This is a genomic window from Burkholderia sp. BE12 (genome assembly GCF_002959955.1).
Lineage (GTDB): Bacteria > Pseudomonadota > Gammaproteobacteria > Burkholderiales > Burkholderiaceae > Burkholderia.
Window position 1 is genome coordinate 1 of the sequence record NZ_PREY01000060.1, and the last position, 20,847, is coordinate 20,847.

At 55.7% G+C, this 20,847-nt stretch carries 16 protein-coding genes and 2 pseudogenes; 10 read left to right on the plus strand and 8 right to left on the minus strand.

Going from position 1 to position 20,847, the window contains the following annotated elements; all coding sequences use genetic code 11:
- Together C4B30_RS34205 and C4B30_RS35505 are read left to right on the plus strand one after the other, a co-directional pair.
- On the plus strand, positions 1-363 hold a 363-nt coding region (locus tag C4B30_RS34205; protein WP_234015491.1), incomplete at its 5' end, for a methyl-accepting chemotaxis protein.
- Between the two features lie 1,019 nt (positions 364-1,382).
- Positions 1,383-4,208, plus strand: coding sequence for an NACHT domain-containing protein (locus C4B30_RS35505; protein ID WP_158683586.1), 2,826 nt, complete (start codon positions 1,383-1,385; stop codon positions 4,206-4,208).
- A gap of 341 nt (positions 4,209-4,549) precedes the next feature.
- Here C4B30_RS35505 and C4B30_RS35510 read toward each other — a convergent pair whose 3' ends face one another.
- The 3 genes from C4B30_RS35510 to C4B30_RS35520 all read right to left on the minus strand — a co-directional run bounded on the left by C4B30_RS35510 (position 4,550) and on the right by C4B30_RS35520 (position 7,077).
- Complete coding sequence (locus tag C4B30_RS35510; RefSeq protein ID WP_158683588.1) at positions 4,550-5,932, minus strand: HEPN domain-containing protein; 1,383 nt, start codon at positions 5,930-5,932, stop codon at positions 4,550-4,552.
- 42 nt (positions 5,933-5,974) lie between these two features.
- Complete coding sequence (locus C4B30_RS35515; protein ID WP_158683590.1) at positions 5,975-6,316, minus strand: hypothetical protein; 342 nt, start codon at positions 6,314-6,316, stop codon at positions 5,975-5,977.
- Positions 6,317-6,462: 146 nt separating this feature from the next.
- A complete protein-coding gene (locus tag C4B30_RS35520; protein WP_158683592.1) occupies positions 6,463-7,077 on the minus strand; it encodes a hypothetical protein in 615 nt (204 codons plus the stop codon).
- A 655-nt stretch (positions 7,078-7,732) separates the two neighbouring features.
- On the opposite strand from C4B30_RS35520, the gene C4B30_RS34215 reads away from it, so the two are divergent.
- On the plus strand, positions 7,733-8,029 hold the full coding sequence (locus C4B30_RS34215) for a hypothetical protein (RefSeq protein WP_105133652.1): 297 nt from the start codon (positions 7,733-7,735) through the stop codon (positions 8,027-8,029).
- 201 nt (positions 8,030-8,230) lie between these two features.
- Here the strand turns inward: C4B30_RS34215 and C4B30_RS34220 are convergent, their stop codons facing one another.
- The 3 genes from C4B30_RS34220 to C4B30_RS34230 form a co-directional block, all read right to left on the minus strand.
- Positions 8,231-9,472, minus strand: coding sequence for a metal-dependent hydrolase family protein (locus C4B30_RS34220; RefSeq protein WP_105133643.1), 1,242 nt, complete (start codon positions 9,470-9,472; stop codon positions 8,231-8,233).
- A 12-nt stretch (positions 9,473-9,484) separates the two neighbouring features.
- Complete coding sequence (locus tag C4B30_RS34225) at positions 9,485-10,801, minus strand: MFS transporter (RefSeq protein ID WP_105133644.1); 1,317 nt, start codon at positions 10,799-10,801, stop codon at positions 9,485-9,487.
- Between the two features lie 132 nt (positions 10,802-10,933).
- Positions 10,934-11,845, minus strand: a complete 912-nt coding sequence (locus tag C4B30_RS34230) for a LysR substrate-binding domain-containing protein (protein WP_105133645.1) — start codon at positions 11,843-11,845, stop codon at positions 10,934-10,936.
- A 190-nt stretch (positions 11,846-12,035) separates the two neighbouring features.
- Between C4B30_RS34230 and C4B30_RS34235 the strand changes: the two genes are divergently transcribed.
- On the plus strand, positions 12,036-12,446 hold the full coding sequence (locus C4B30_RS34235) for a TIGR02594 family protein (RefSeq protein ID WP_105133646.1): 411 nt from the start codon (positions 12,036-12,038) through the stop codon (positions 12,444-12,446).
- A gap of 201 nt (positions 12,447-12,647) precedes the next feature.
- Positions 12,648-13,221 (plus strand): annotated as a pseudogene (yfcF, locus tag C4B30_RS34240) (glutathione transferase).
- A 79-nt stretch (positions 13,222-13,300) separates the two neighbouring features.
- Here yfcF and C4B30_RS36345 read toward each other — a convergent pair.
- Entirely contained in the window at positions 13,301-13,456 is a 156-nt protein-coding gene (locus C4B30_RS36345; protein ID WP_442778469.1) for an integrase core domain-containing protein, read from the minus strand.
- A gap of 305 nt (positions 13,457-13,761) precedes the next feature.
- Here C4B30_RS36345 and C4B30_RS34250 point away from each other — a divergent pair, with 305 nt between their 5' ends.
- From C4B30_RS34250 to C4B30_RS34270, 5 genes are read left to right on the plus strand one after another with little or no spacing between them, the layout of a single operon-like run.
- Entirely contained in the window at positions 13,762-16,284 is a 2,523-nt protein-coding gene (locus tag C4B30_RS34250) for a type VI secretion system Vgr family protein (protein ID WP_105133647.1), read from the plus strand.
- A 15-nt stretch (positions 16,285-16,299) separates the two neighbouring features.
- The gene (locus C4B30_RS34255) at positions 16,300-16,926 is read left to right on the plus strand and encodes a DUF3304 domain-containing protein (protein WP_105133648.1); all 627 of its coding nucleotides are present in this window, start codon (positions 16,300-16,302) and stop codon (positions 16,924-16,926) included.
- A complete protein-coding gene (locus C4B30_RS34260; RefSeq protein WP_105133649.1) occupies positions 16,923-19,103 on the plus strand; it encodes a T6SS phospholipase effector Tle1-like catalytic domain-containing protein in 2,181 nt (726 codons plus the stop codon). The genes C4B30_RS34255 and C4B30_RS34260 overlap by 4 nt, the downstream gene beginning before the upstream one ends.
- A gap of 37 nt (positions 19,104-19,140) precedes the next feature.
- Positions 19,141-20,028: a DUF4123 domain-containing protein gene (locus C4B30_RS34265; protein ID WP_105133650.1), complete on the plus strand. Its 888-nt coding sequence runs from the start codon at positions 19,141-19,143 to the stop codon at positions 20,026-20,028.
- Between the two features lie 9 nt (positions 20,029-20,037).
- Positions 20,038-20,319 (plus strand): PAAR domain-containing protein, encoded by a 282-nt coding sequence (locus tag C4B30_RS34270; RefSeq protein WP_077179869.1) that lies wholly within the window; start codon positions 20,038-20,040, stop codon positions 20,317-20,319.
- A 118-nt stretch (positions 20,320-20,437) separates the two neighbouring features.
- Here the strand turns inward: C4B30_RS34270 and C4B30_RS35525 are convergent.
- Positions 20,438-20,548, minus strand: a pseudogene (locus tag C4B30_RS35525) (transposase); the annotation flags it as partial.
- Between the last annotated feature and the right edge of the window lie 299 nt (positions 20,549-20,847).

The window sequence follows — 20,847 nt, forward strand, 5'->3', positions numbered from 1 at the left end:
GCCTCGGAGGTGCGGAATCTGGCGCAGCGGAGTGCGCAGGCGGCGAAGGAGATTAAAGCGCTGATCGAGCATAGCGCGGGGACGGTGGGTGTTGGGTCGCGGCTGGTGAGTGAGGCGGGGAAGGTGATGAGTGATGTTGTTTCGCAGGTTCAAGGCGTTAGCGCGATGATGAGCGAAATTGCAGAGGCTAGCCTGGAGCAGAGTGCCGGGATCGATCAGATCGGGGATGCGGTGCAGTCGCTCGATCAGATGACGCAGCAGAATGCTGCGCTGGTCGAGGAAAGTGCGGCGGCTGCGGAGAGTTTGAGGCAGCAGGCGGGGGAATTGACCAGGTTGGTGGCGGCTTTTAAGGTGGATGAGTAAGGGGTGGTTCGAGGTTTGCGGTTGGGGTGTTTCTGAGGGCGGCTGCCGTGGGATCACGGTGGCCGTTTTTGCATTCCGACGTGGTTTCAAGAACGTCGTAGAAAAGGGAAGACATTTCAAACCGAAAGTCGCCGATGTGGCTGTTGTGCTTTTGGCTCTGGTTGCTATTGTCAGGGCGAAGGGGGCACCGCCGACAGATTCTTATGTCACGGATCGGAAACAGGTTGCAGAGGCAGTGAATGCGGTATTGATTGAGGGTTGGGCAGATCGAATCAAGAAATACACCACCGAACCGAATAGAAAGCTGGTAGAAGCTTGTTGGGGCGACCAAGATGAAAGGCTGTCTCTGTGGAGAGTAATGTACAGGCCGTGATAGCTAATGACGGGATGGCGACCGAGCCGGATGGGCTGTTTCCCGACTCGAGCGATGGAAGTGAATCTACTCGTCAGATTGTGTCGTATTTTGAATGCGTGAGTGACGATGGCGGTTATGGAGCTCAAGTAAAGCAATGATGTTGCCGTTAACTTCGATAGCGGCGCTTTCCATAGGAGTGTGTTCGCGGATGGCGTGATGGCGTTTCGATTTGTCGAACTGCTGGTGAAGTGGATGCCGGCTGATTCGATGACGAACGCGTTACTACGTTGGGAAAGCGAGGATGGGGTGCTGGAGGAGGAGATATGCTGGCGGTGAAGGTTCTGGAAGGGAGTAGAGGATGTATGTCTCTGGAGGGGATGATAGACAGATTCGTCGTACCTTGTGAGGCACGTCCCTAAGGGCGTCTGACGGGCATGTTTCGAGAAATAGACGTATTTGCAGTAGATTTTCCAGTGAGGGGAGACGGTCGCGGGGCAATGTCTAGCTGCGCTCGTTTCATTCCGTTGGATCACCAGGTGACATCGATAACATATGAGAGTTGAGGGTTTTAATCCAGAATGTGAATGATTCGTGTGGTGAGTATCGTTCGACGGGAGATGATTTTTTTAGATTCGATGACAATTGATAATTTTCGGGGTGAGGATTGGAAACGATTCAAGACGTTCTTGTGCGAATTTCTGGTTATCTCGGTGAGATTGAGGCTGATATAAATTTGCCAATATCGGAATCGGCTAACAAGTATAGAAAGTCTGCTGAGGCGATTTGTAAGGCAATTATATTGGGGCATGGGGGGCAGCCGACAGGGGCGCTAGAAAAATTGATCGCGGATGCATCGAAGTTAATTGAAATTAAAGAGGCTGCTCGCGATGCAAATATGTTTAAAACGGAAATTAAATATCTTCAAGGAGTTGGGAATGCTTACTCTCATGATAGTGGGGGTAAGGTTTCCGATCAGGAGCTTCAGGCGGCAGCATTTGATTCTCTGGTAAAGATAATTCGAATCGCGTTTTTCAGTGAGACGGATCTGGATGCCCCGGTCCTGCCAAAATCAATTGAGGAGCGCATACCAGTCAGAGCATTGGGGCGTAGCAAGTTCGAGAATCCGCGCGCTGAAGAGGTGATACGCCTTTGCCATCCGAAACATAAAATAGATACTCCATTTAGGCGATCTGATCATACAAATCGACTGGTATATGATTACGTCGTCGCGGATCTTGGTGGGCTGACGAAAGGTTTTTTGTTTCTGCGTTCTCGAACCGCCATTAAGAATAGTTTGATTGATTTTAATGGGAGTATCGGAAGGGAGTTTCCGGATGCGCTGGAAATAATTGCACCCCGTGTTCAGCGTCCGGATGGTGGGGAGGTGGATCGAAAAAAATCCATTATCGATATTATAAAGGACATTGGCTTTGATTCTGGAGGGCGCAAGGTAAACGTAATATATTTTGATGACTTTGTTTGGAACTACTGCTTGCCTCCTGATTTTACATCCAGCCGTCCGCCTGTCAAGCGAGCGGAAAATTTCATCGGACAGAACTTGCAACCCGTTGATGCTTTGGGTAATCCATTGGGAGGCGCGACGAGTGCATCTCAGTATGTGCAAGCGATATTGACTAATTCGAATGATTATAATCCGGTTCATATTGTAATTGGGCCTGCTGGAATTGGAAAGACAACGTTCTGTGATGATATATCGGCTGTTATAAATTCGCAGAACAGGAAGCGGGTTGTTTTGTTTTCTGCGACAGATTTTCGGGATATTGCAATTGACTCGCTGATTGATTCTGTTAGTGATTTATACAAGATAGCGGCGGAAAATTCCCTTTTGGAGGACGATAGTGGCATTGAGAGACATAATTTCGAGATAAATCTTGCGTGTGGAAATTTCGTATTAATAATTGATGGTTTTGACGAAATCGAGTCTCACCTCGGGGCATCTTTGAATTTCGATAGATTTATGAGATCTTTTGCGGATCTGGAGGAGTGTTTTGGTAAGGTTCTTGTTATATTGACGATCCGGGATTACGATATCGAGAGATTTAAGAGTTTTAGAAATACGTCAATTTGTCGCCTTCAAGGTTTTACAGATATTGACACCGATCGTTACTTGACGGGTAGGTTGCCGATCTCCAGTATCACTGACGCAAAAGACCTGCTTGGCGCATTTAGAAGCACCGAGGAGGTGGGGCGGGTAACTACGATTCCATTATATGCCTCGTTGATATGTGATTATTTGGTCGAGCAGAATTCGGGAAAAAGGCGTGGTGCAACAGATGAATCAAAAAGTGCAAGATTTTTTGCAAACGGTAAGCCGCTAGATACTTTAATGCGTAAGATTGTGGACCGTGAGATAACAAAGCAATCTCTCGGAAACATCGGGCCTGATGATTTTTTTGATATCTTAATTGAGATAATAAGGGCACCTCAGCACACTGTTACAAAACCTGCCTTGCTTGACCTGATTTCGGCATGTGATGGCAGCTCCGATAGCGTTAATCCAGTTAATTTTCTCCGTAATCCATTTTTGCGTTGGGATCGTGATGAGATATCGTTCAAATACGATTCTCTAACGTATTTCTTTAAGTCTAGATTTTTGGCTACAAGAATAAAAGAGGGGCGATTTTCTCCATCTCCGGAAATTGAGTTTATGGCTGAATTTCACCGAGGAGATGGTCCACTTCTTGATGAGTTTAAGTCAATTTTCCCGGATTCTAAATTTGGAATGAGCGATGAGGCCATCCGTTGGTTTCGAGATCTCTTGAAATTCGGTGATAGGGAAATTGAATCACGTCTTCCGTGGAGAAAAGCTGTTAGCTCGTTTTTGTATTGGGCATTGGAAAGTGCGGTTGATAAAAGTGAGAGATCGGAGCGGCTGTGGAATTATTTTGGAGGATGGAATCTTCAAGGATTGTCAATATATGATCGATTCTATCCTCTCGATCTCCGTAAGATTAAGGTCGAAAACGGCTATCTCGAGAATTACACGAGCCTTGCTGGATGTGAATATTTTAAGGACCGGGTTGTGTTTTTTGGTACTCGGGTTAATTTTGATGATCGATTTCTTCCGGAAAAAATCGATAGGACTCTCTTTGGTGAGGGGTGTGTATTTAGTCAAAATCTTTCGTTATCGTTTCAGGCGAAGGAGATTGCTGACGAGAACGGCTATGAGGTGATTCGTGATAATCTGTATAAAATATTGAAAGTTGGGTTTAGGGCAAATCGATTTTCTAGAAAAAGCCGGGACGTGTACAGAAAGGCTACTGTTGTTGGAAAATATTCTCTGGATGCGTATTTGAATTATCTCGTGATAGATGGCGTTCTGACTCTTGAGCTAAGCCGAGCGGGATCCGAGCCGGGATATGCTGTTTCTAATGATTGGTATCTTGATGCGCGAAAGCTAGTGGAAGAGCGAAACGTAACGAGTCGAATGGACGAAATTATTGTTGGACTTCCAAAGCGAATTCAGTAATAGAGCGGGGGTGGCGGAGCTGTTCAAGCAACTCGGCGGGAAACGGCCGCAGGTCTACCTGCTTGGATTTCGGTTCGCAAGGCATATGGTCTCCTTCGGAGCATCATATGCCTTACTGACAGACTCGCATCCAGGAGTGTTACCTGACATGTATAAAGCTGGACTAGACCAAACAGACAGTGTCAGTTCATCTGACTCAGTTCGGCCAAAAGCGGACTGTCGCCAATCCTTCGTCAAGGTCCGTTGGAAATGCGTTTCCGGACGCACGCATCGCGTCTGCGGCAGGGATTTCGCAGCGATTTCTCTAGGCTTATCGCGGAAAGCAGATAGTTTGGTAACGTTCAGCCGTCGGCCGAGTAGCCCGGCTGCTCTGTAATATCAAAGAGCGACCAGTCCGGAATTTCACCGCGCATGATGATATTTTTTGTCAGTTGGACGCACAACGACAGACCTCGATCGACGATCTGCGACACCGTAAAGTGTGAGCCCGCGATTGAGGCGATAGCATTTTCGTCAATCCGTCCCGTGTGAACGAGTTTGCTTCGAATCGAGTAGGTCTTGTTGATGATGGTCGCATTGATAATACGTTCGTTACGCGAGCCGCCTACCAATCGAACCGTGCGGACTTTGACCTTGTGAGTCATCTCGTTGTTAGCTCCGTCTCCCACAAGAGCTTCGAGTGCGGTGGCTAACTCAACTGCGCGATCGCCGACGCTTCGACGGCGTTGCGCTTGACTAATTCGTTCAATCGCGACCTGTACATGTTGACGTGTGCCTGCCGGTAACGCGAGGTATGCCCTCACCATCTCCGGTGCTTCCTCCGGATCGAGGTTTGCGTTATTTCCGAATTGCGTGGGCACAATCTCCATCAGCGAGTTCATGCTGCTAGGCCATACATTGAAATCAGAGTCGTCAAAAGTAAACCAAAGCATTGCAGGTAGGGAGACTCTTGGGCCGACTATGGTGAGAATGAGAGCGATTTCGCGTAGAAGCTCGTGCGTCGGTATGTAGTCATCGTGTTGCGGCGTCGCGGAACCATCGTAGGTAAGCGATGCGACTTGTCGCTCTATCACAAGCGCAGATTTGGGAGCCTCGAAATCGAGTGCGGACGTGGGCATCCTTCCCCCAACGCCGAACGCGTGGTTGATCACGATTTGTTTTTGCTCGCTTTCAGGAAGCCTTTCCACCGGAACGATCTTTACGTCGTCCGTCAATTGAATCTCACTCTCAACAGGAACTCCCCACAACGTCAAAATCAATCGGCCTGTTGCATCCGAAGTAGTTAAGACTTTTTGGAGCCACTGAATTGCCTTGCCAGCTGAGCCCAATTGAGCTGCACGGCGAACAAGGATTTGGTCGACAAAGTTCGGATAAAACCCGGACCCGCCACCTAACCCGCTGCGCATCATTCTCACATGCTCGCCGAGAAATCGGCTGTCTCGGACGATGGCATCCCTGATTCCAGCTGTGAGCTCCTGAAGTTCAGTAACTGCACCCCGCCAAACGTCTCTATCCTCACTTCGCAGTGCGTCAAGGAACGGAATATCGATATTCGGATAACGAGTCGAGTCTATCTTTTCAAGAACACTGTCAAGCAAACGTTCTAGCTCCGGCTCTTGGTCTTGAGGTTCATGTGTTGGAGTTGACATTCCAGCCTCGCGCGGGTGATTGACGACCCATTGTAGCCTTACGGGTGGGCTGATCAAGCGGGCGGGAAGTTGCATGTTGTGACATGCGCCACTCTCCTGCACTAACTGGGCGATAGTCTAGAGTGAACTGGGGTTCGTCAGCTTCTGCACTTCAAAGTCGGAGAGCGGGCCGGTCAAGAGGCGCGTCCACTTTTCACATGAAACTATCCACTGCTCGCCCCTGAACCTTGCTTCTCCGGCTTTTGTGCGAAACGTTTCCGAGTCATGTATTTCGCCGAGTTCCGCAAGTGTTGCAGCTGTTTCTTTCCAGCCTTCCCGACTAGAACGTTTGTCGATGATCATGAGTTGAATAAAAGCTCTGAGTGCGACAACCGCGCCAAACTCACGATAGCCACCTTCTTTGTAGGAAAACACCTTTTTCACAAATTGGTCAGGTATGTCGGCCGTATCGAGATTCATAATGGGCAGTTCGAATCCAGGGCAAAAGGAAACCAAGGCCGCAATATCGACTCTGTGATCTAGTGGCAATGATTCATACCATTCGACTAGATGCTCAATTGGTGATTGCATATTTGAGCTTGGTGGACTGACATTAGATTTGCGGATTACGTCGCTGAAAGGGATGTGATTGGAACGTATCGTTTTCCAGCGAGCCATTGCTCATACGTTAGCATTGTCTCCCATGCTACATCGCGGGACATTTGCCGTCGACTTATGTGTGACTCATATTTTTCAATGGCTTGTAGATAGTCATTGTTTCGCTTGCCAAAGGCTCTGCGAATCTTCTTTGGAACGTCGTCGAACGTCCCTGCAAAAGTAGAATGGATTGGAACGAAAAGAATGCGGGCTTCCCCTTCATTTGAAAATGATACGTCGCGGAGGTCACCTCCATCGCGCCAAATCGTATGGCTTTCGGCTTCGACGTAGTTTGCTCCACTCGACCAGATGCGAAAGCCAAACACTGCTTCGCCTCGCCCCTTGCTTATGATGTATTTCTCAACGTTCGTATCGCAGCAGCCAAGTCGACTCCAGAGTTCCGGCTCGCACGGAATATAGAATGCCTCTTGATCACTCAGCGAGCGGCAAAATTCGGCCACCGTGCCAGAATGGTCCTTAGGTGTGGTAAGTCCGTCGAGTAGCTCAGCGCGGGCGACACGAAGATCGACCTCGGCTACCTCAGTGTTCGCTCGCTCTTTTTTGAGTCGACTTTTCTTCCCCATAGCCATCCCCGAATGACATTTGGAAATGCCTGTGTAATACGATCAATACGTAACACTATCCAAGTCCCTTGCCGCATGCAACTCTGCGTCGCTGAGCCGTGGCGGTCAGTAGGTGAGCGAGGGAGTAGCTGGCGGGGATTGATGTGGATCGCCTCTGCGCGTGAACCGCTACGAGGCATATTGAACGACCGTTTTCGAGAAATGCGTCCGACCGCTTCGGGGCGGTAGCCATCTTCAACGCCACCGTCTTTCCGAGTCAGCATCGGGTCGATCTCAGCGCTCGATGAAGTAACGGCCAAGCAAGCCCAGACCTGATCTGCCGCTGACTGAGAGGTCAGATCTTGACTTACGCACCTGACAGATTTGCAGTATCCGTCGTGTGTTGCGCATCACTATACCTAACGGCCAATCCCCCTCAATTCCCCATTTCTGAGATGCCAGCCCGACTACACTGGTCATGAAGCCATGCTTCTCGCCATCGGAGCTGAACGCAGTTCCCCCGCCCGCGATGGTCAAAAGAAAGCCGTCTTGCCCAACAAGACGCAGCGAAGAGGGAAGAAAGTAGGAGAACCCAAGGCATGAAAAAAGCGCGGGCCGCATGGGCGGCAACCCATACGACCCGCTGACCACCACCAACTCACCTCAGGAGTCGGAAATGGCTGACGCCAATACTAAGCCACGTCGCAGAAAGAACAAACCCGTCAACATGCAGAAGACGTTTGAGCTGGTCCTGCGCAACTACCCGGACCTTCCCAAGCGAGGCTGGCCGTACCTGCCGTGGATGAAGGCGATCGATATCAATTTCAAGATCTTCGGATTCAAGCCGGGCGACCGCGTGTACCTCAATGTCTGCGACGCCAAACGGACGATCACGATCACGCCGGACTACGGCCAGTTGGCGCTGCGAGAGCAGCCGTACCACGATCCTGACGGTGGACCGTCGCCGCTATAACACCTGCAAGGGCTGCTTGATACGGTTCTAGCGAGTGGAATGCAGGCATTGTCCGAACACGACTGACTAGCCGGGGCGACACCGCCCTGGCCATTGCTGCGAACGCCGCGATTCACCCCTCCAGCGACTTTCAACAACTGTCACGACCGCAAGGCCTGTGAGGCCGCACCGCGCCTGCCGAAATAGCCGAATGGCGTCAAATCACCGCCCACTGACACGCCGCTTCACAACCGCTCCCCGCTGCAACACATACTCGACCTTCGCGCCTTCATCGGCCACGACGCCAATATCCTCGAGCGGATTCCCATCCAGCACGACGAGATCAGCGATCGCCCCAACCGCAACGACCCCAAGCTCCCCGGTCATATTCACAATCTCCGCCGCCACCGTCGTCGCCGACCTGAGCGCTTCCAGATTCCCAAGCACCTCCGCCCGAATCCGAAACTCCCCGGACTGAAACGCATGCATCTCACCGAGCAGGTCCGACCCGAACCCCATCTTCACGCCGGCATTCGCATAGATCTCAAGCGACTCGCGTCCTTTCTGTTGCACGGAAGCCACCTTCGCGATGGAATCCGCCGGCATCCCAAACTCCGCCCCATGTTTCGCCAGCGCGTCATACGTCACCAGCGTCGGCACCACAAACGCCCCCCGCTCATGCATGAGCGCCGCCGCCGCCTCATCCACAAGATTCCCGTGCTCGATCGTCCGCACGCCGCATCTCACAGCCCGCGCAATCGCTCGCCCCGTATACGCATGCGCCATCACATAAGTATTCGCGGCTTCAGCCTCATCAACAATCGCCCGAATCTCGTCCTCCGAATATTGCGTGTTCGCAATCGGATCGGTCGGAGACGCCACGCCGCCTGAAGCCATGATCTTGATCTGCGTCGCGCCTTTCTGAATTTCTTCACGCGCCGCGAGCCGCACACCTTCAACCCCGTCAACCACGCGAGCAATCGCTCCCGTCCGAAAGCAGCACGAACACGGCTCCAGCAAATCCCCCCGAGGCCGAAAATCCCCATGCCCGCCGGTCTGCGACAGCGCTTTCCCCGACGGAAAAATCCGCGGCCCCGAAACCAGCCCCGTCTCGACCGCCTGCATCAGACTCCAATCCGCGCCCCCGGCATCCCGCACGCTGGTAAATCCGCGCGACAACATCGCATCGAGAATCGGCAGCGACCGAATCGCCGCGAGAATATTCGGCTGCGTCGCATTCGCGCCAAGGTTCGCATTCGACGCCAGCACATGCACATGGCAATCGATGAACCCCGGCATCACGGTCTTGCCGCGCACGTCGATCACCTGCGCATTCGGCAAATCCACCGGCCGATCGGTGACTTCGACGATTCGCTCGCCTTCGATCACGACATGATGATGTTCGAGCAACACGCCTCGTTCGAGGTCGAGCACGTTGCCGCCTTGAAGCACGGTAATGGTCATGAGGAAATGTCCTTATCGAGTCGTGGAGGCCGCACGCTTCGCATCCCTCACGAAGCGCGTGCCGACGAAACTGACGGCTGCCGCGAGCATCACGTAGAACGCCGGCGCCATGTTGCTGCCGGTGTGGGCGATGAGCCACGTGATCAGGAACGGCGCGAACCCGCCGAAGATCGTCACCGCGAAGTTGTACGCAACGGATAATCCGGTCGACAGCACCTTGGTCGGAAACAGCTCCGCGAACGCCGCGAGGATCGGCCCCGTATAGGTCGCGATCAGCACGCCGAACACGGCCTGGAACACGATCATCGACGCGAACCCGGGCGCATGGTTGATCCACGAGAACATCGGCCACGCCAGCACGAGGATCGCGAGCGCCGAGCCGGACAGGAACACGCGCCGTCCCCACACGTCGGCGAGTCGCCCGACGATCGGCGAGCAGCACATGATCATCAGCCCGCCGACCATGCCGGCCGCGAAGCCGGTCGATTGCGGCAGATGCAGCGTGCGCACGGAATAGGTCGGCATGTAGAACAGCAGCACGTAGGTGCAGACGGTCCACAGGATGACCATCGAGAAACTCGCGAACGTCTCGCGCGGATACGTGTGCAGCACTTCCTTCAGCGGCGAGCTTTCCTTCGCCTGCGATTCGACGGCGCTGAACGCGGGCGTCTCGTCGATCTGGCTGCGAATGTAGTAACCGACCGGCCCGACGACGATCCCGAGCAGGAACGGCAGCCGCCAGCCCCAGCTATGCAGCGCCTGCGTGTCGAGCGAGGTCGTGACGAAGGTGCCCGTCGCCGCACCCAGCAGCACCGCGAAGCCGATGCTCGACTGGATCCAGCTCGAGTAATACGCGCGCTTCTCCGGCGGCGAGTATTCGGTGAGGAAGGCGGTGGCGCCGCCCATCTCGCCGCCGGCCGAGAAGCCTTGCAGCAGCCTCGCGACGACGATCAACAGCGGCGCGGCGATGCCGGCCTGTTCGTAGGTCGGCGCGATCCCGATCAGCGCGGTGCCGGCCGCCATCAGCAGGATGGTGAGCGACAGCGCGGCTTTGCGCCCGACCTTGTCGGCATAGACGCCGAGCACGATGCCGCCCACCGGCCGCATGAAGAAGCCCACGCCGAACGTCGCGACGGTGAGCAGCACGGACGTCAGTTCGTTGCCGGTCGGGAAGAACAGCTTCGCGATGATCACCGCGAAAAAGCTGTAGACGGTGAAGTCGAACCATTCGAGGCCGTTGCCGATCACGGTCGCGACGATGGCGCGGCGGCGCTGTTGCATCGCCGCATCGACGGAAGGCGCGGCGCGCGGGGAAAGCGTTCCTTGCATGGTCTCGTCCTTTGTCAGGAGACGGGGCGGCTGCCCCGCGTGAATCCCATGCTAAGGAGCACTGCAATTTTTTCTGAAACGAAAGATTCGCATGCAGGCATGCGCTGCACGCATGCGTCGCGCTCGGGGCATTCAGGCCCCGGTCTGTTGCTCCGCCTGTTCGAACAGCCAGCGGGTGAACAGGCGGGCGGCCTGGTTCTGCGCGCGGTCGTTCGGCGAGATCACGTAATAGCCGCCGCCGTGGCTCGCGGACGCTTCCGTCACGCGCACGAGCAGGCCGGCTTCAATGCATGCGTCGATCATGTAGCGCCAGCCGAGCGACACGCCCTGACCGAGAATCGTCATCTGCACGATCTGCGGATAGGAATTGATCGTGATGTCCTGCGGTTGTGCCTTCTGCCGGTCGACATCGTTCATGTCGAACCATTCGGACCACGACATCCATTGGCGCTGGCCGTCCTCGAGGCGCAGCAGCGTTTCGTTCGCGAGATCGGCCGCGTCGAGCGTGCGGTCGGCCAGATAGCCGGGCGCGCAGACGGGGAACACTTCTTCGTCGAACAGCCGGCGTGCGGTGTATTCGGCCGGCGCCTGCTGGCGCACGTAGTAGACGCCGACGTCGAATTCCGCGGGCGACATCGATGCAAGGCTGTCGCGCACGATCAGGCGCAGCTTGATGTTGGGATACGTGGCGCGAAAGTTCGGTAGCCGTGGCGTGAGCCACAGCAGCGCGACACCGGACGAGCACGCGATCGTCAGTTCGAGATCGCCGTACGGTTTCATCACGTCGTGCGTGGCTTGCGCGCATTGCGTGAGTAGATGGTGGACTTGTGCCGCGTACTGCTCGCCGGCGATCGTCAGCCGCAGCGAACGGTGTTCGCGAACGAACAGCGAGCGGCCGAGGAATTCCTCGAGTTGCTGGATCTGGCGACTGATCGCGCTTTGGGTCAGGTGCAGTTCGGCGGCGGCTTTCGTGAAACTCGCGTGCCGCACGGCGGCTTCGAACGCGATGAGGCACTGAAGAGGCGGCAGGGGCGTGATGCGCATGGCGGGGAGGGAGTCGAGGGCGCTGCCTCCATGATACGGGCGCACCCGACGAAAATCGCAGCCTGTGAAGGGCGCTGTCGATTCGCCCTATTCGTGCGAAGATTAAGCGAAACAACACCGACACGTGCCCGAGAACGACGTGACCCTATCAAACTCCGAGAGCAAACTGAAAGCTGCCCATCCACCCTGGATGCCCGTCGCGCTGGCCGAACTCGGCATTCGCCGCCATCCGCCGGGCAGCATCAACCCGCGCATCGTCGAGTACAACAACCAGACGAACCTGGTCGGCTACGACGACAAAATTTCCTGGTGCTCATCCTTCGTGAACTGGTGCATGGCGCACGCTGGATTCCGCGGCACCGGCTCCGCGCTGGCGCGCTCGTGGCTCGAATGGGGCAAACCGCTGGAGCGCCCGGTCTACGGTTGCATTGCGATCCTGACGCGCGACGACCCGACGAGCTGGAAAGGGCACGTCGGTTTCTACCTGCATCACGACGACGAACACGTGCACCTGTTCGGCGGCAATCAATTGGAAGAAGTGCGCGAACTCGCGTACCCGTTGAACGAAGTAATCGGCTACCGCTGGCCGGCCACCGAATGACCACGCAGCAGCGGCGCACACGAAACATCGAACAACACCTGTGCCGCCGCTGCTAATCTGTCGAACACGCCGCATTGATCCACCCGGAGCCTGTCGACGCGCGAACCCGCGGTCGCAGACTTCCGTACCCACAGGGAGCCAGCAGTGCAAACCGGTAATCTCCGTCTCTACGTCGATGCGCAATACACGAGCCCTTACGCGATGTCGGTCTTCGTCGCGCTCGAGGAAAAATCGCTACCGTACGAACTGGTGACCGTCGATCTCGGCAACCGCGCGCATTTCGCGCCGGACTATGCGGCGACATCGCTGACGCAACGCGTGCCGACGCTCGTGCACGACGATTTTGCGCTGTCGGAATCGTCGGCGATTACCGAGTATCTCGACGAGACCTTCCCGGGCACTCGGATCTATCCGGCCGATCCTCGCCAGCGTGCGCGGGCGCGTCAGGTGCAGGCGTGGCTGCGCAGCGATCTGATGCCGATTCGCACGGAGCGGTCGACCGAAGTGTTGTTCTACGGGCCGTCGAGCGAGCCGCTGTCGAGTCTCGCGCAGGCCGCCGCGCAGAAGCTGTTCGCGGCTGCCGACAAGCTGCTCGCGCCGGGCGCGGCGAACCTGTTCGGCGAGTGGAGCATTGCCGACGTCGATCGCGGTGATGCTGAACCGTCTGGTGCTGAATGGGGATCCGGTGCCGCAGCGCCTCGCCGACTATGCGCGTGCGCAGTGGGAGCGGGCGTCGGTGCAGCGCTGGGTGAAGCTGAAGCGGCCGCCGCAGTAACTTGAACACGGCCGCGTCGGTGGAGCCGGACGGCCTTGTCGAATCGACCTACATCCCAAGGACGCCGGCAATTACCGTGTTAAGCCGGGTTTGTCGGGTGCGTGCGCGGAGCGCCAATCTCCGAGAGCTTTCCAACCGGGACGAACCAGTGCTTGTTTAGACATTCATCGCGGAAGCGCCCGTTGAAGCTCTCTATGTAGGCGTTCTCCACTGGCTTGCTGGGGTGAATGAACATTAGTGTGGCGCTCGCTTCGTGGGCTCATGAATCCAGCACCGTACCAGCGAACTCGGGATCGTTGTCTAGCGCAATGGACGCACGTGAGCGTCGCATCTCCTTCAGTCATTTAAGCATGTTCTTAATTCGCAAGCTCGGCAGCGAGATACCAACATCGACGGCCAGGCACGCGTGCATGTATGCACATCAAATCCATTTGACGTTGGTTCACCTTACTGGTGACGCGTTTGACTGTAGAATCGCGCCGGAGAACCTGTGTCATACTAGTAACAATAAAGTAAGAAAAAAGTAATAAAAGGACAAAAATGGATGCGCAAGACATCGTGAGGGCGATGCAAGGCGGATTGCTTCAGCAAGATCGGCTGCTGAAGCTCGATACTCCCTTGGGGGAAAATGTACTGCTGCCTCAGCGCACTGTGGGCTGGTCTCGGATCGGCCGACATTTCGACTTTTCAATCGATGTCCTGTCGACACGCAGCGACCTCAAGCTGAAAAAACTGATCGGTCAACCCGTTACCCTCTGGATTCAGCAGGGAGATCGGTCTTATCAGCCTCGAAACGGTTACGTCTATGCCGTGCGAAGACTGGGATCAGAAGGCGGACTGACCAGCTACCAGATCAGCTTTGCATCATGGATGCATTTTCTGAAATTTCGTCGTGATCAGCGTATCTGGCAGGACAAGCCTGTTGACGAGATCCTCCGGGATGTATTCAACGCGCATCCGCATGCTAAAGGCCGATTTGACTTTGCGCTGTCCAAGCCGCTTCCGTCGAGATCGTACTGTACTCAATATGAAGATGATTGGAATTTCGTCCACCGGTTGATGGAAGAGGAAGGACTGTTCAGCATCTGGAAGCAGGCCGATGATGGCAACTCCCATACCCTGACCATCACGGATCACCTAGATACGTGCGAGCCCCTCGCCGCACGATCGGTTCAGTTCTCCCGATACGGTACGAACAGCGAGGTCGACGCGCTGGTTCACTGGTCAGGCTTGCGCACCCTCCATAGCGCGGCTCTGACCACTCGCACATTCGACTATAAGTATCCGTCGCCGCTCGCGAATCCGAAGGGCACCAATATCCCGACCATGTCACACGAGTTGCCGGAGCAGTTGGAGATGTACGAGTACACCGGCCCTTATACGTATCTTGATCAAGAGCGCGGCGATCATCTCACCAAAGTTCGTATGGAGGAGTGGGAGTCACGCGAAAAGCGGTTTTACGGCACGGGGGGGCTGCGCGGTGTCGACGCCGGGCGGTGGTTTGAGCTGGTTGGGCACCCGGAGCATGATCGGGAGTCGAGCGAGCGCAGCCAATTCGCAGTCGTCGAAGTGATATGGCTGATCGAGAACAACCTGCCGGGATCGAACCATCACGGAGACCTTCCTCACAGTCTGAATGGGCGCTTGGCTAAAGCGAAAGCTACCTTCGACAGACAATCGACCTTCGGGGGCACTCATTTCGATGGGTCTGAGGGTTTCTTCTTGGTTGAAATCGAGGCGCAGCGTAAATCGGTGCCCTTCCGTAGCCCGTACGAACACCATAAACCCGTTATGCAGATGCAGACAGCGACCGTTGTCGGTCCGCAAGGTCGGCGCATTTATACGGATGAACTGGGCCGAGTAAAGGTGCAGTTTCATTGGGATCGGATCGGCCAGCGTGATGAACGGAGTTCCTGTTGGGTCCGCGTGAGCCATCCTTGGGCAGGCGCGGGATTTGGGATGATCCATGTTCCTCGAATCGGCGACGAAGTCGTAGTGTCGTTTTTGGATGGGGCACCGGACCGCCCGCTTATAACAGGTCGCGTATCGAACGGAAATAACTTCGTACAGTGGAAGCTGCCGGATAACCAGACGCTGTCGGGGCTACGTTCCCGAGATCTCGAGGGAACGCAGGCGAACCAAGTTGTAGCCGACGACACGCCAGGAAAACTGCAGGTGCAAGTGTCGAGCGACTACGAGCAGTCACGCCTCGTAGTCGGTTACAACACACGCATTGATGGCAATGCGGGGCGAAGCGAAGCTCGCGGCACCGGGTGGGAACTGGCAACGAATTCCTGGGGCGTGTTGCGCGCGAACCGCGGCATGCTGGTGACGACCGAGACGCGTTCGGGCGCAACGGCTGCCGCGAAAGATATGAGTGAGACCGTCGATCGGCTCGGAAAGGCGCAGCAACTGCATGACGCGCTGACGAAGATCGCGCAGCAGAGCGAGGCGCAGGATGCGGATGGCCATCAGGCCGACATCGTCAATACCATTGCGGCACAGAACGAGCAGATTCGTGGCGCGGGTGCCGGCAGCAACAACGCGTTTCCGGAGTTGTCGGAACCGCATCTGGTGATTGACGGCAAGGCGGGTATCGAGATCACCACGCCAGCGACCGTGCACGTGGCGTCTCAGCAGGCCGCGATCACAACAGAAGGGCATATTGGTATTGCGAGCGGACGCAGCCTTTTCGCGACGGTGCGCGACACACTTCGCCTGTTTGCGCAGACTGGTCCTATGCACCTTGTCTCGGCTGCGGGCGACATCGTATTGAACGCGCTGACGAAGTCAATCGTGGCGCGGGCACAGAAGCAGATCCTGCTGGAAAGCGAGGAAATTCTGCTGCGCGCGCACAAATTCCGCGTCGAGGTCAACGGCAGTTTCTTGAATATGGACGCGAGCGGCGTAGTGAGCGGCACGACAGGCAAATTTACCGCGTACGCAGCTTCTCATGATTTGCCAGGTCCGAAGGACCAGATGGTCGATTTATCTCCGAAGAAGATCTGTGTCGAATGCATGCTTAAGGCAGCCCGGGGCGGAGCAGCCCTGGTGCCCCGTTAATCCGTAGACTTATCCATGATGACAGACCGACTTTTCCATTACGGGCGACGTGCGATCCAGGTCGTTGCCTTTGCTGCCGTTTTTGGCCTCGGAGCATGCGATAAGCATCCCGGCCCTATGGCGCAACCGCTTGACCTGTCGAGCCTGCCGAGGCACTACGATACGCTGGGTGTTGGCGCCTCGACCCTGAACTACTCTCCCTGGTACATCCACAAGTGGGGATTTGAGGGGCCAGAGGGATCTGGAGTAAGCGGTGGCGGCCCCAACGTATTACCTGCTGAAGCAGACAACAAGCCATACGGCGGTGGCGGTGATATGTGCTGCAGCGACATCCCCTCTGTATGGCAGCCGGACCTGAGGCTGACGGTGCGCTGGCTGGTTGACAAGAAGCAGGACGGAAAGACACCGGGGTACTGGTACAAGGCGGAAAATGTTCGGATACCGAAATATGGGAAGGTTATGGGTGGCCTGTGGGCCGTCTTCTTGCCGGGTGATCGGGTCCGCATCATGGTGGCCGACGGCCAGAAAGGTGACTTAAACGACCCCGGAATACGCCCTTCAGACACCGATCCGTACATCGCGCACGGGGTTTTGGATCAGGAGTGGAATAGGTTATACCGGAATGGAGGGAGCGCGCAATGAGTCTCAGATGGGCCGATCCGATGCCTCAGGGAGGGCGTATAGCGGGCAGTGTCACGGCGTTGAGAAAGGGGCGCGCGCTGGTGTGCGATGCTCTAATGTCTTGTCCTCAGACACTTCATATCACACTGTTCTTTGACGGCACGAACAATAACGACGGACCGACAAATCCGTTCCGGGATTCGCTTGTTCACACACATTCCAATGTTGCGCGACTGTATAACGCGGCACTAGACCGGTCAGAAGAGGGGATATTTCGCTTCTATATTGCGGGTGTGGGTACACCATTCAAGGAGATTGGTGAACAGACGTACTCGACTTCCGGCAAGTCAATGGCATCCGGTTTTGGAAGTCGTTGCGTGTGGGGCTACACAAGGGTACTGAACGCTATATACCGGGCTATTGCTACGGACAAGACCCGAAATCTGATTCCGGATAGCGACGTCCAAAGAGTTTGCACGGAAGTGGCCGATGGTCACAAACTTCCGCTGGTTGGCTACACCGATCGATTGGGTCTCGCTCACAAGCAGGCGACCGATGAGGGACGATATCCGCAGACGGTCAAGCAGATCTGGATCAACGTGATTGGTTTCTCGCGGGGAGCAGCATGCGCACGCGTATTCGTCAACAAGCTGATCAATGAGTGGGCACGGGACGGGCGGATTGGATATCAGACTGGCAAATATGCGCTGAATTACAAGGTCAACTTCGTCGGTCTTTTCGATACAGTTGCCTCCGTTGGACCACCCGACTCGACTCGTGCGACCGTGGACTTTGGCACATTCGATGGGCACTTCGCGTTCGCTAACGACGGTCGGCTTGATATTCCCAAGGATGTGCGATTCTGTTACCACGCGTTCTCGGTTCACGAGCAGCGTATGAGTTTTCCGCTTGATTCAATCCGCAGCGGGGACAGCTACGGTGGCGGTATCCGTGACGAGGTGGCTTATCCGGGGGTCCATTCGGACGTCGGCGGCGGCTATGCGCCTTGCGAACAGGGTAAAGGAGGGGCCACAGCGAAAGCTGGTGACGACAGTTACAAGCTTAGCCAGATCCCGCTGCACGATATGTATCTGAAGGCCGCCTCGTATGGCGTTCCACTGATGGATAGCGATACGATAAGTAAACGCGCCGATCTGGTTGCCGACTTTGCTCTCGACCAGTCAGTGATCGATGCATTTAACGCTTGGCGCAAGACCGTCGAGAATGTCAGCAGTGTGGAGGACGCTCTGAAGGTCGGACTGGGCCAGATGTTGGCGTGGCGGACGCTGCGCGCAGATATCGGTAATCCGCAGCGTTATGTTACGGGGCAGTCGTTCTTCAAGCGCGCGCACGAAGACAAGATGACGCCGCACAAGGTACAGCAGGCGGTTTCAAAGGCGTCGGAAAATGATCCGACCATGAGTAAGCTCAGGTCGCAATCTCAGTTGCTCCAGGCGAACGCCTTGTCGATGGGAGCAGGATACACGTCATACATGAGCGCGCAAAAGGGGCAGGTGGCGGCGCTGAACGAAGCCATGGACCGGCGCAACGAGCAGCTATGCGGTGCAATGGCTCATCCTGGCGTCGCTAACCCCAAACCTGCCCGTCCGGGCGAGGGGCCGCTCGATGTTGCGACCAACGATCAGACCGACCTGCGGCAGGGCGCGGAGGAAATGCGGCTGCTTCTCGGGTACCTGTATCCGGACCAGTGCGAACGGTGGAAGGTGAAGCGCACGGATCATCGTCCAATAGTGACCCGCGGTGGCGATGTGATCAAGGTGCCACCGACATTTGTCGTCGCGCATGATCAGCCCGGGAGTGATTCCCCCTGCGTTACGCTCGCGTATAGCGGAATACTGCTCAACACGGTTTGGTCGACGCTTGTGCAGAACTACCGCGTGGAGGACGACGTTATGGCTGCGCCATTACCTGGCGTGGAATCATTCCTGCGCCAGCATACATCTCCCGACGCCGTGAACAAGTTGGCTGCAGGGGCCATCACTCTATTTGATGACTACGTACACGATAGCCGCTGCTGGTTCCGGGTGCCGTATTTTCATGAGTACGCGCCAGGTGGGTATGGTTTCCCGCGAGTCGTGTTTGTTGGCGGAGATGCGCGCAAGGCCTATCTCGGCCTCGCATCAAACGCTTCGCAACTCGACTTGGGTAATGGCAGGACCCAAGCCGGGTGGGCGTGAGCCGAATTGGAAGGCAAGCCGATAATCGGGATTTCAGATGGAACTACAAACTACACCCTCGCAAGCTCGCCTGATGGGGTTGGTCGATGCGGCGGTATGTCCACCGAAAGTGGAGCCTTTGCTGCGGCGTGCTGGCGTACCGTTTCTCTCCGTTTTCGCTGGTCTGCCCGAAGAGGAACTCGGACCGGCTTCGCTGTTTTTGGTGTCGGTGGACGACACGAAGGCGGACTGGTTTGTAGAACTCGATCAGCTCGATCGTCAGAGTCCATGCCTGTCCTTGATCTCTAGCCGGGTCGAGATGGATGCACTCGTCACGCATCTGCAAGCATTCCTATTTGCGGATATTGGCGACAACATGACCGCGATGGTCCGGTTCTTTGATCCGCGTAACACGGCGGCGGTATTCGACACGTGGGGTGAGCAGATTCGCGCCATGTTCATGAGCCCAATCGAGCAGTGGATGTACCGAGGGCGCCACAAGGAGTGGCAGCACATCCGAAACGAATCGATGGCAATCGCGAGGATCTGCCGTTCCGTCATGGTTCAGCTTGAGCCGGCGGACGTCAACGCCCTCACGGCGCACACGGAGCCCGACGAGATTCTGGCTGCACTGATCGAATCCGGCAATGTCGACGGCGAGCGTCCCTACCTTGACCGTTTCGAGGATTTCATTCCTCGTTACCTCCGCGCGGTGAAGTGGGGAATCGGTGAGCCAGGGGATCGCTTTTTTTTCTGTCAGCATACCTATATGTACGGACAGGATTTCGATCAGCATCGGTTTGTTCATGATTTGCTGATTCAGCGTCAGCAGTCTGACGAGTCGTTTAGTGTCGCTATCACTGGCGTCCCGGCAGGTGTATGGGCGGAGATTGAGCAGATGGGTGCGCACGGCGCCGGGGGCGCTTCGCAGTCGGTTACGTTATAGGGAGTAGGTATGGCATTGCAGATGATCGTGGTCGGTGATGCGACCTCGCATGGCGGACGAGTGATCACCGGATCGGAAACACATAGCATCGATGGTAAAAAGATTGCGCGTTTGCACGATCTGGTGGACTGTCCGGAAAAATATCCGGACGGACGACCACACGGAGTTAACAAGATAATCGAGGCGCATCCGACGGTAACGATCGATGGCCAACGCGTTGCGTTGCATGGCCATCATACCGAGTGTGGGTGCACGTTAATTGGCAGTATGACTGCTCGTGTGGGCGACTGAACGATGCGTAGGATCACGCCGGTTGTGTTGAGACGGGGTAACAAATAGTGAGGTTACGGGTCCCCTTGATCTGAGAACATAATGTACATGGACTACGACTGATGAACTTGCGTATTTACGCGTTTATGTTTTCTATGGAATTCGTCGTATAGACCACTTGACGGACTGCAGGTGGAAACGCGAAGAATGGGATGATTCGATCCCAGGCTCGCTTCCAGGTGGTGCCGACGCCCCGGAGAGGGTTGGCTCTGGCCCCTTGATGAATGCGTCCAGTGCGGCTTCGGCGCTGTGTGATCGGCTGGCTCGGGTGGGATAGCGGGTGGGGCCGGCGGTGGCGACTTCGGTGCGTGGCATATACGCTCCTAAGTTGCGTCACGTTATACCTCCACACGAAATTCCGGGAACCTATCCGAATGTTTGTGTGTGAGGCATAAACTGATGGCCAAGGAGCCACTTTATGCCACGCAAACGCAAGGAAGAAGTGACGATTGAACCGGGCAAGGGCTTGAACCTGGACCCGGAACTGAT

Coding starts and splice junctions, on each gene's coding strand:
- C4B30_RS34225 (WP_105133644.1), bottom strand. CDS start 10,801: ATGCAAGGAACGCTTTCCCCGCGCGCCGCGCCTTCCGTCGATGCGGCG.
- C4B30_RS34215 (WP_105133652.1), top strand. CDS start 7,733: ATGGCTGACGCCAATACTAAGCCACGTCGCAGAAAGAACAAACCCGTC.
- C4B30_RS34260 (WP_105133649.1), top strand. CDS start 16,923: ATGAGTCTCAGATGGGCCGATCCGATGCCTCAGGGAGGGCGTATAGCG.
- C4B30_RS34235 (WP_105133646.1), top strand. CDS start 12,036: ATGCCCGTCGCGCTGGCCGAACTCGGCATTCGCCGCCATCCGCCGGGC.
- C4B30_RS35520 (WP_158683592.1), bottom strand. CDS start 7,077: ATGGGGAAGAAAAGTCGACTCAAAAAAGAGCGAGCGAACACTGAGGTA.
- C4B30_RS35510 (WP_158683588.1), bottom strand. CDS start 5,932: ATGCAACTTCCCGCCCGCTTGATCAGCCCACCCGTAAGGCTACAATGG.
- C4B30_RS34265 (WP_105133650.1), top strand. CDS start 19,141: ATGGAACTACAAACTACACCCTCGCAAGCTCGCCTGATGGGGTTGGTC.
- C4B30_RS34250 (WP_105133647.1), top strand. CDS start 13,762: ATGGATGCGCAAGACATCGTGAGGGCGATGCAAGGCGGATTGCTTCAG.
- C4B30_RS36345 (WP_442778469.1), bottom strand. CDS start 13,456: ATGTTCATTCACCCCAGCAAGCCAGTGGAGAACGCCTACATAGAGAGC.
- C4B30_RS35515 (WP_158683590.1), bottom strand. CDS start 6,316: ATGAATCTCGATACGGCCGACATACCTGACCAATTTGTGAAAAAGGTG.
- C4B30_RS34220 (WP_105133643.1), bottom strand. CDS start 9,472: ATGACCATTACCGTGCTTCAAGGCGGCAACGTGCTCGACCTCGAACGA.
- C4B30_RS34270 (WP_077179869.1), top strand. CDS start 20,038: ATGGCATTGCAGATGATCGTGGTCGGTGATGCGACCTCGCATGGCGGA.
- C4B30_RS34255 (WP_105133648.1), top strand. CDS start 16,300: ATGATGACAGACCGACTTTTCCATTACGGGCGACGTGCGATCCAGGTC.
- C4B30_RS34230 (WP_105133645.1), bottom strand. CDS start 11,845: ATGCGCATCACGCCCCTGCCGCCTCTTCAGTGCCTCATCGCGTTCGAA.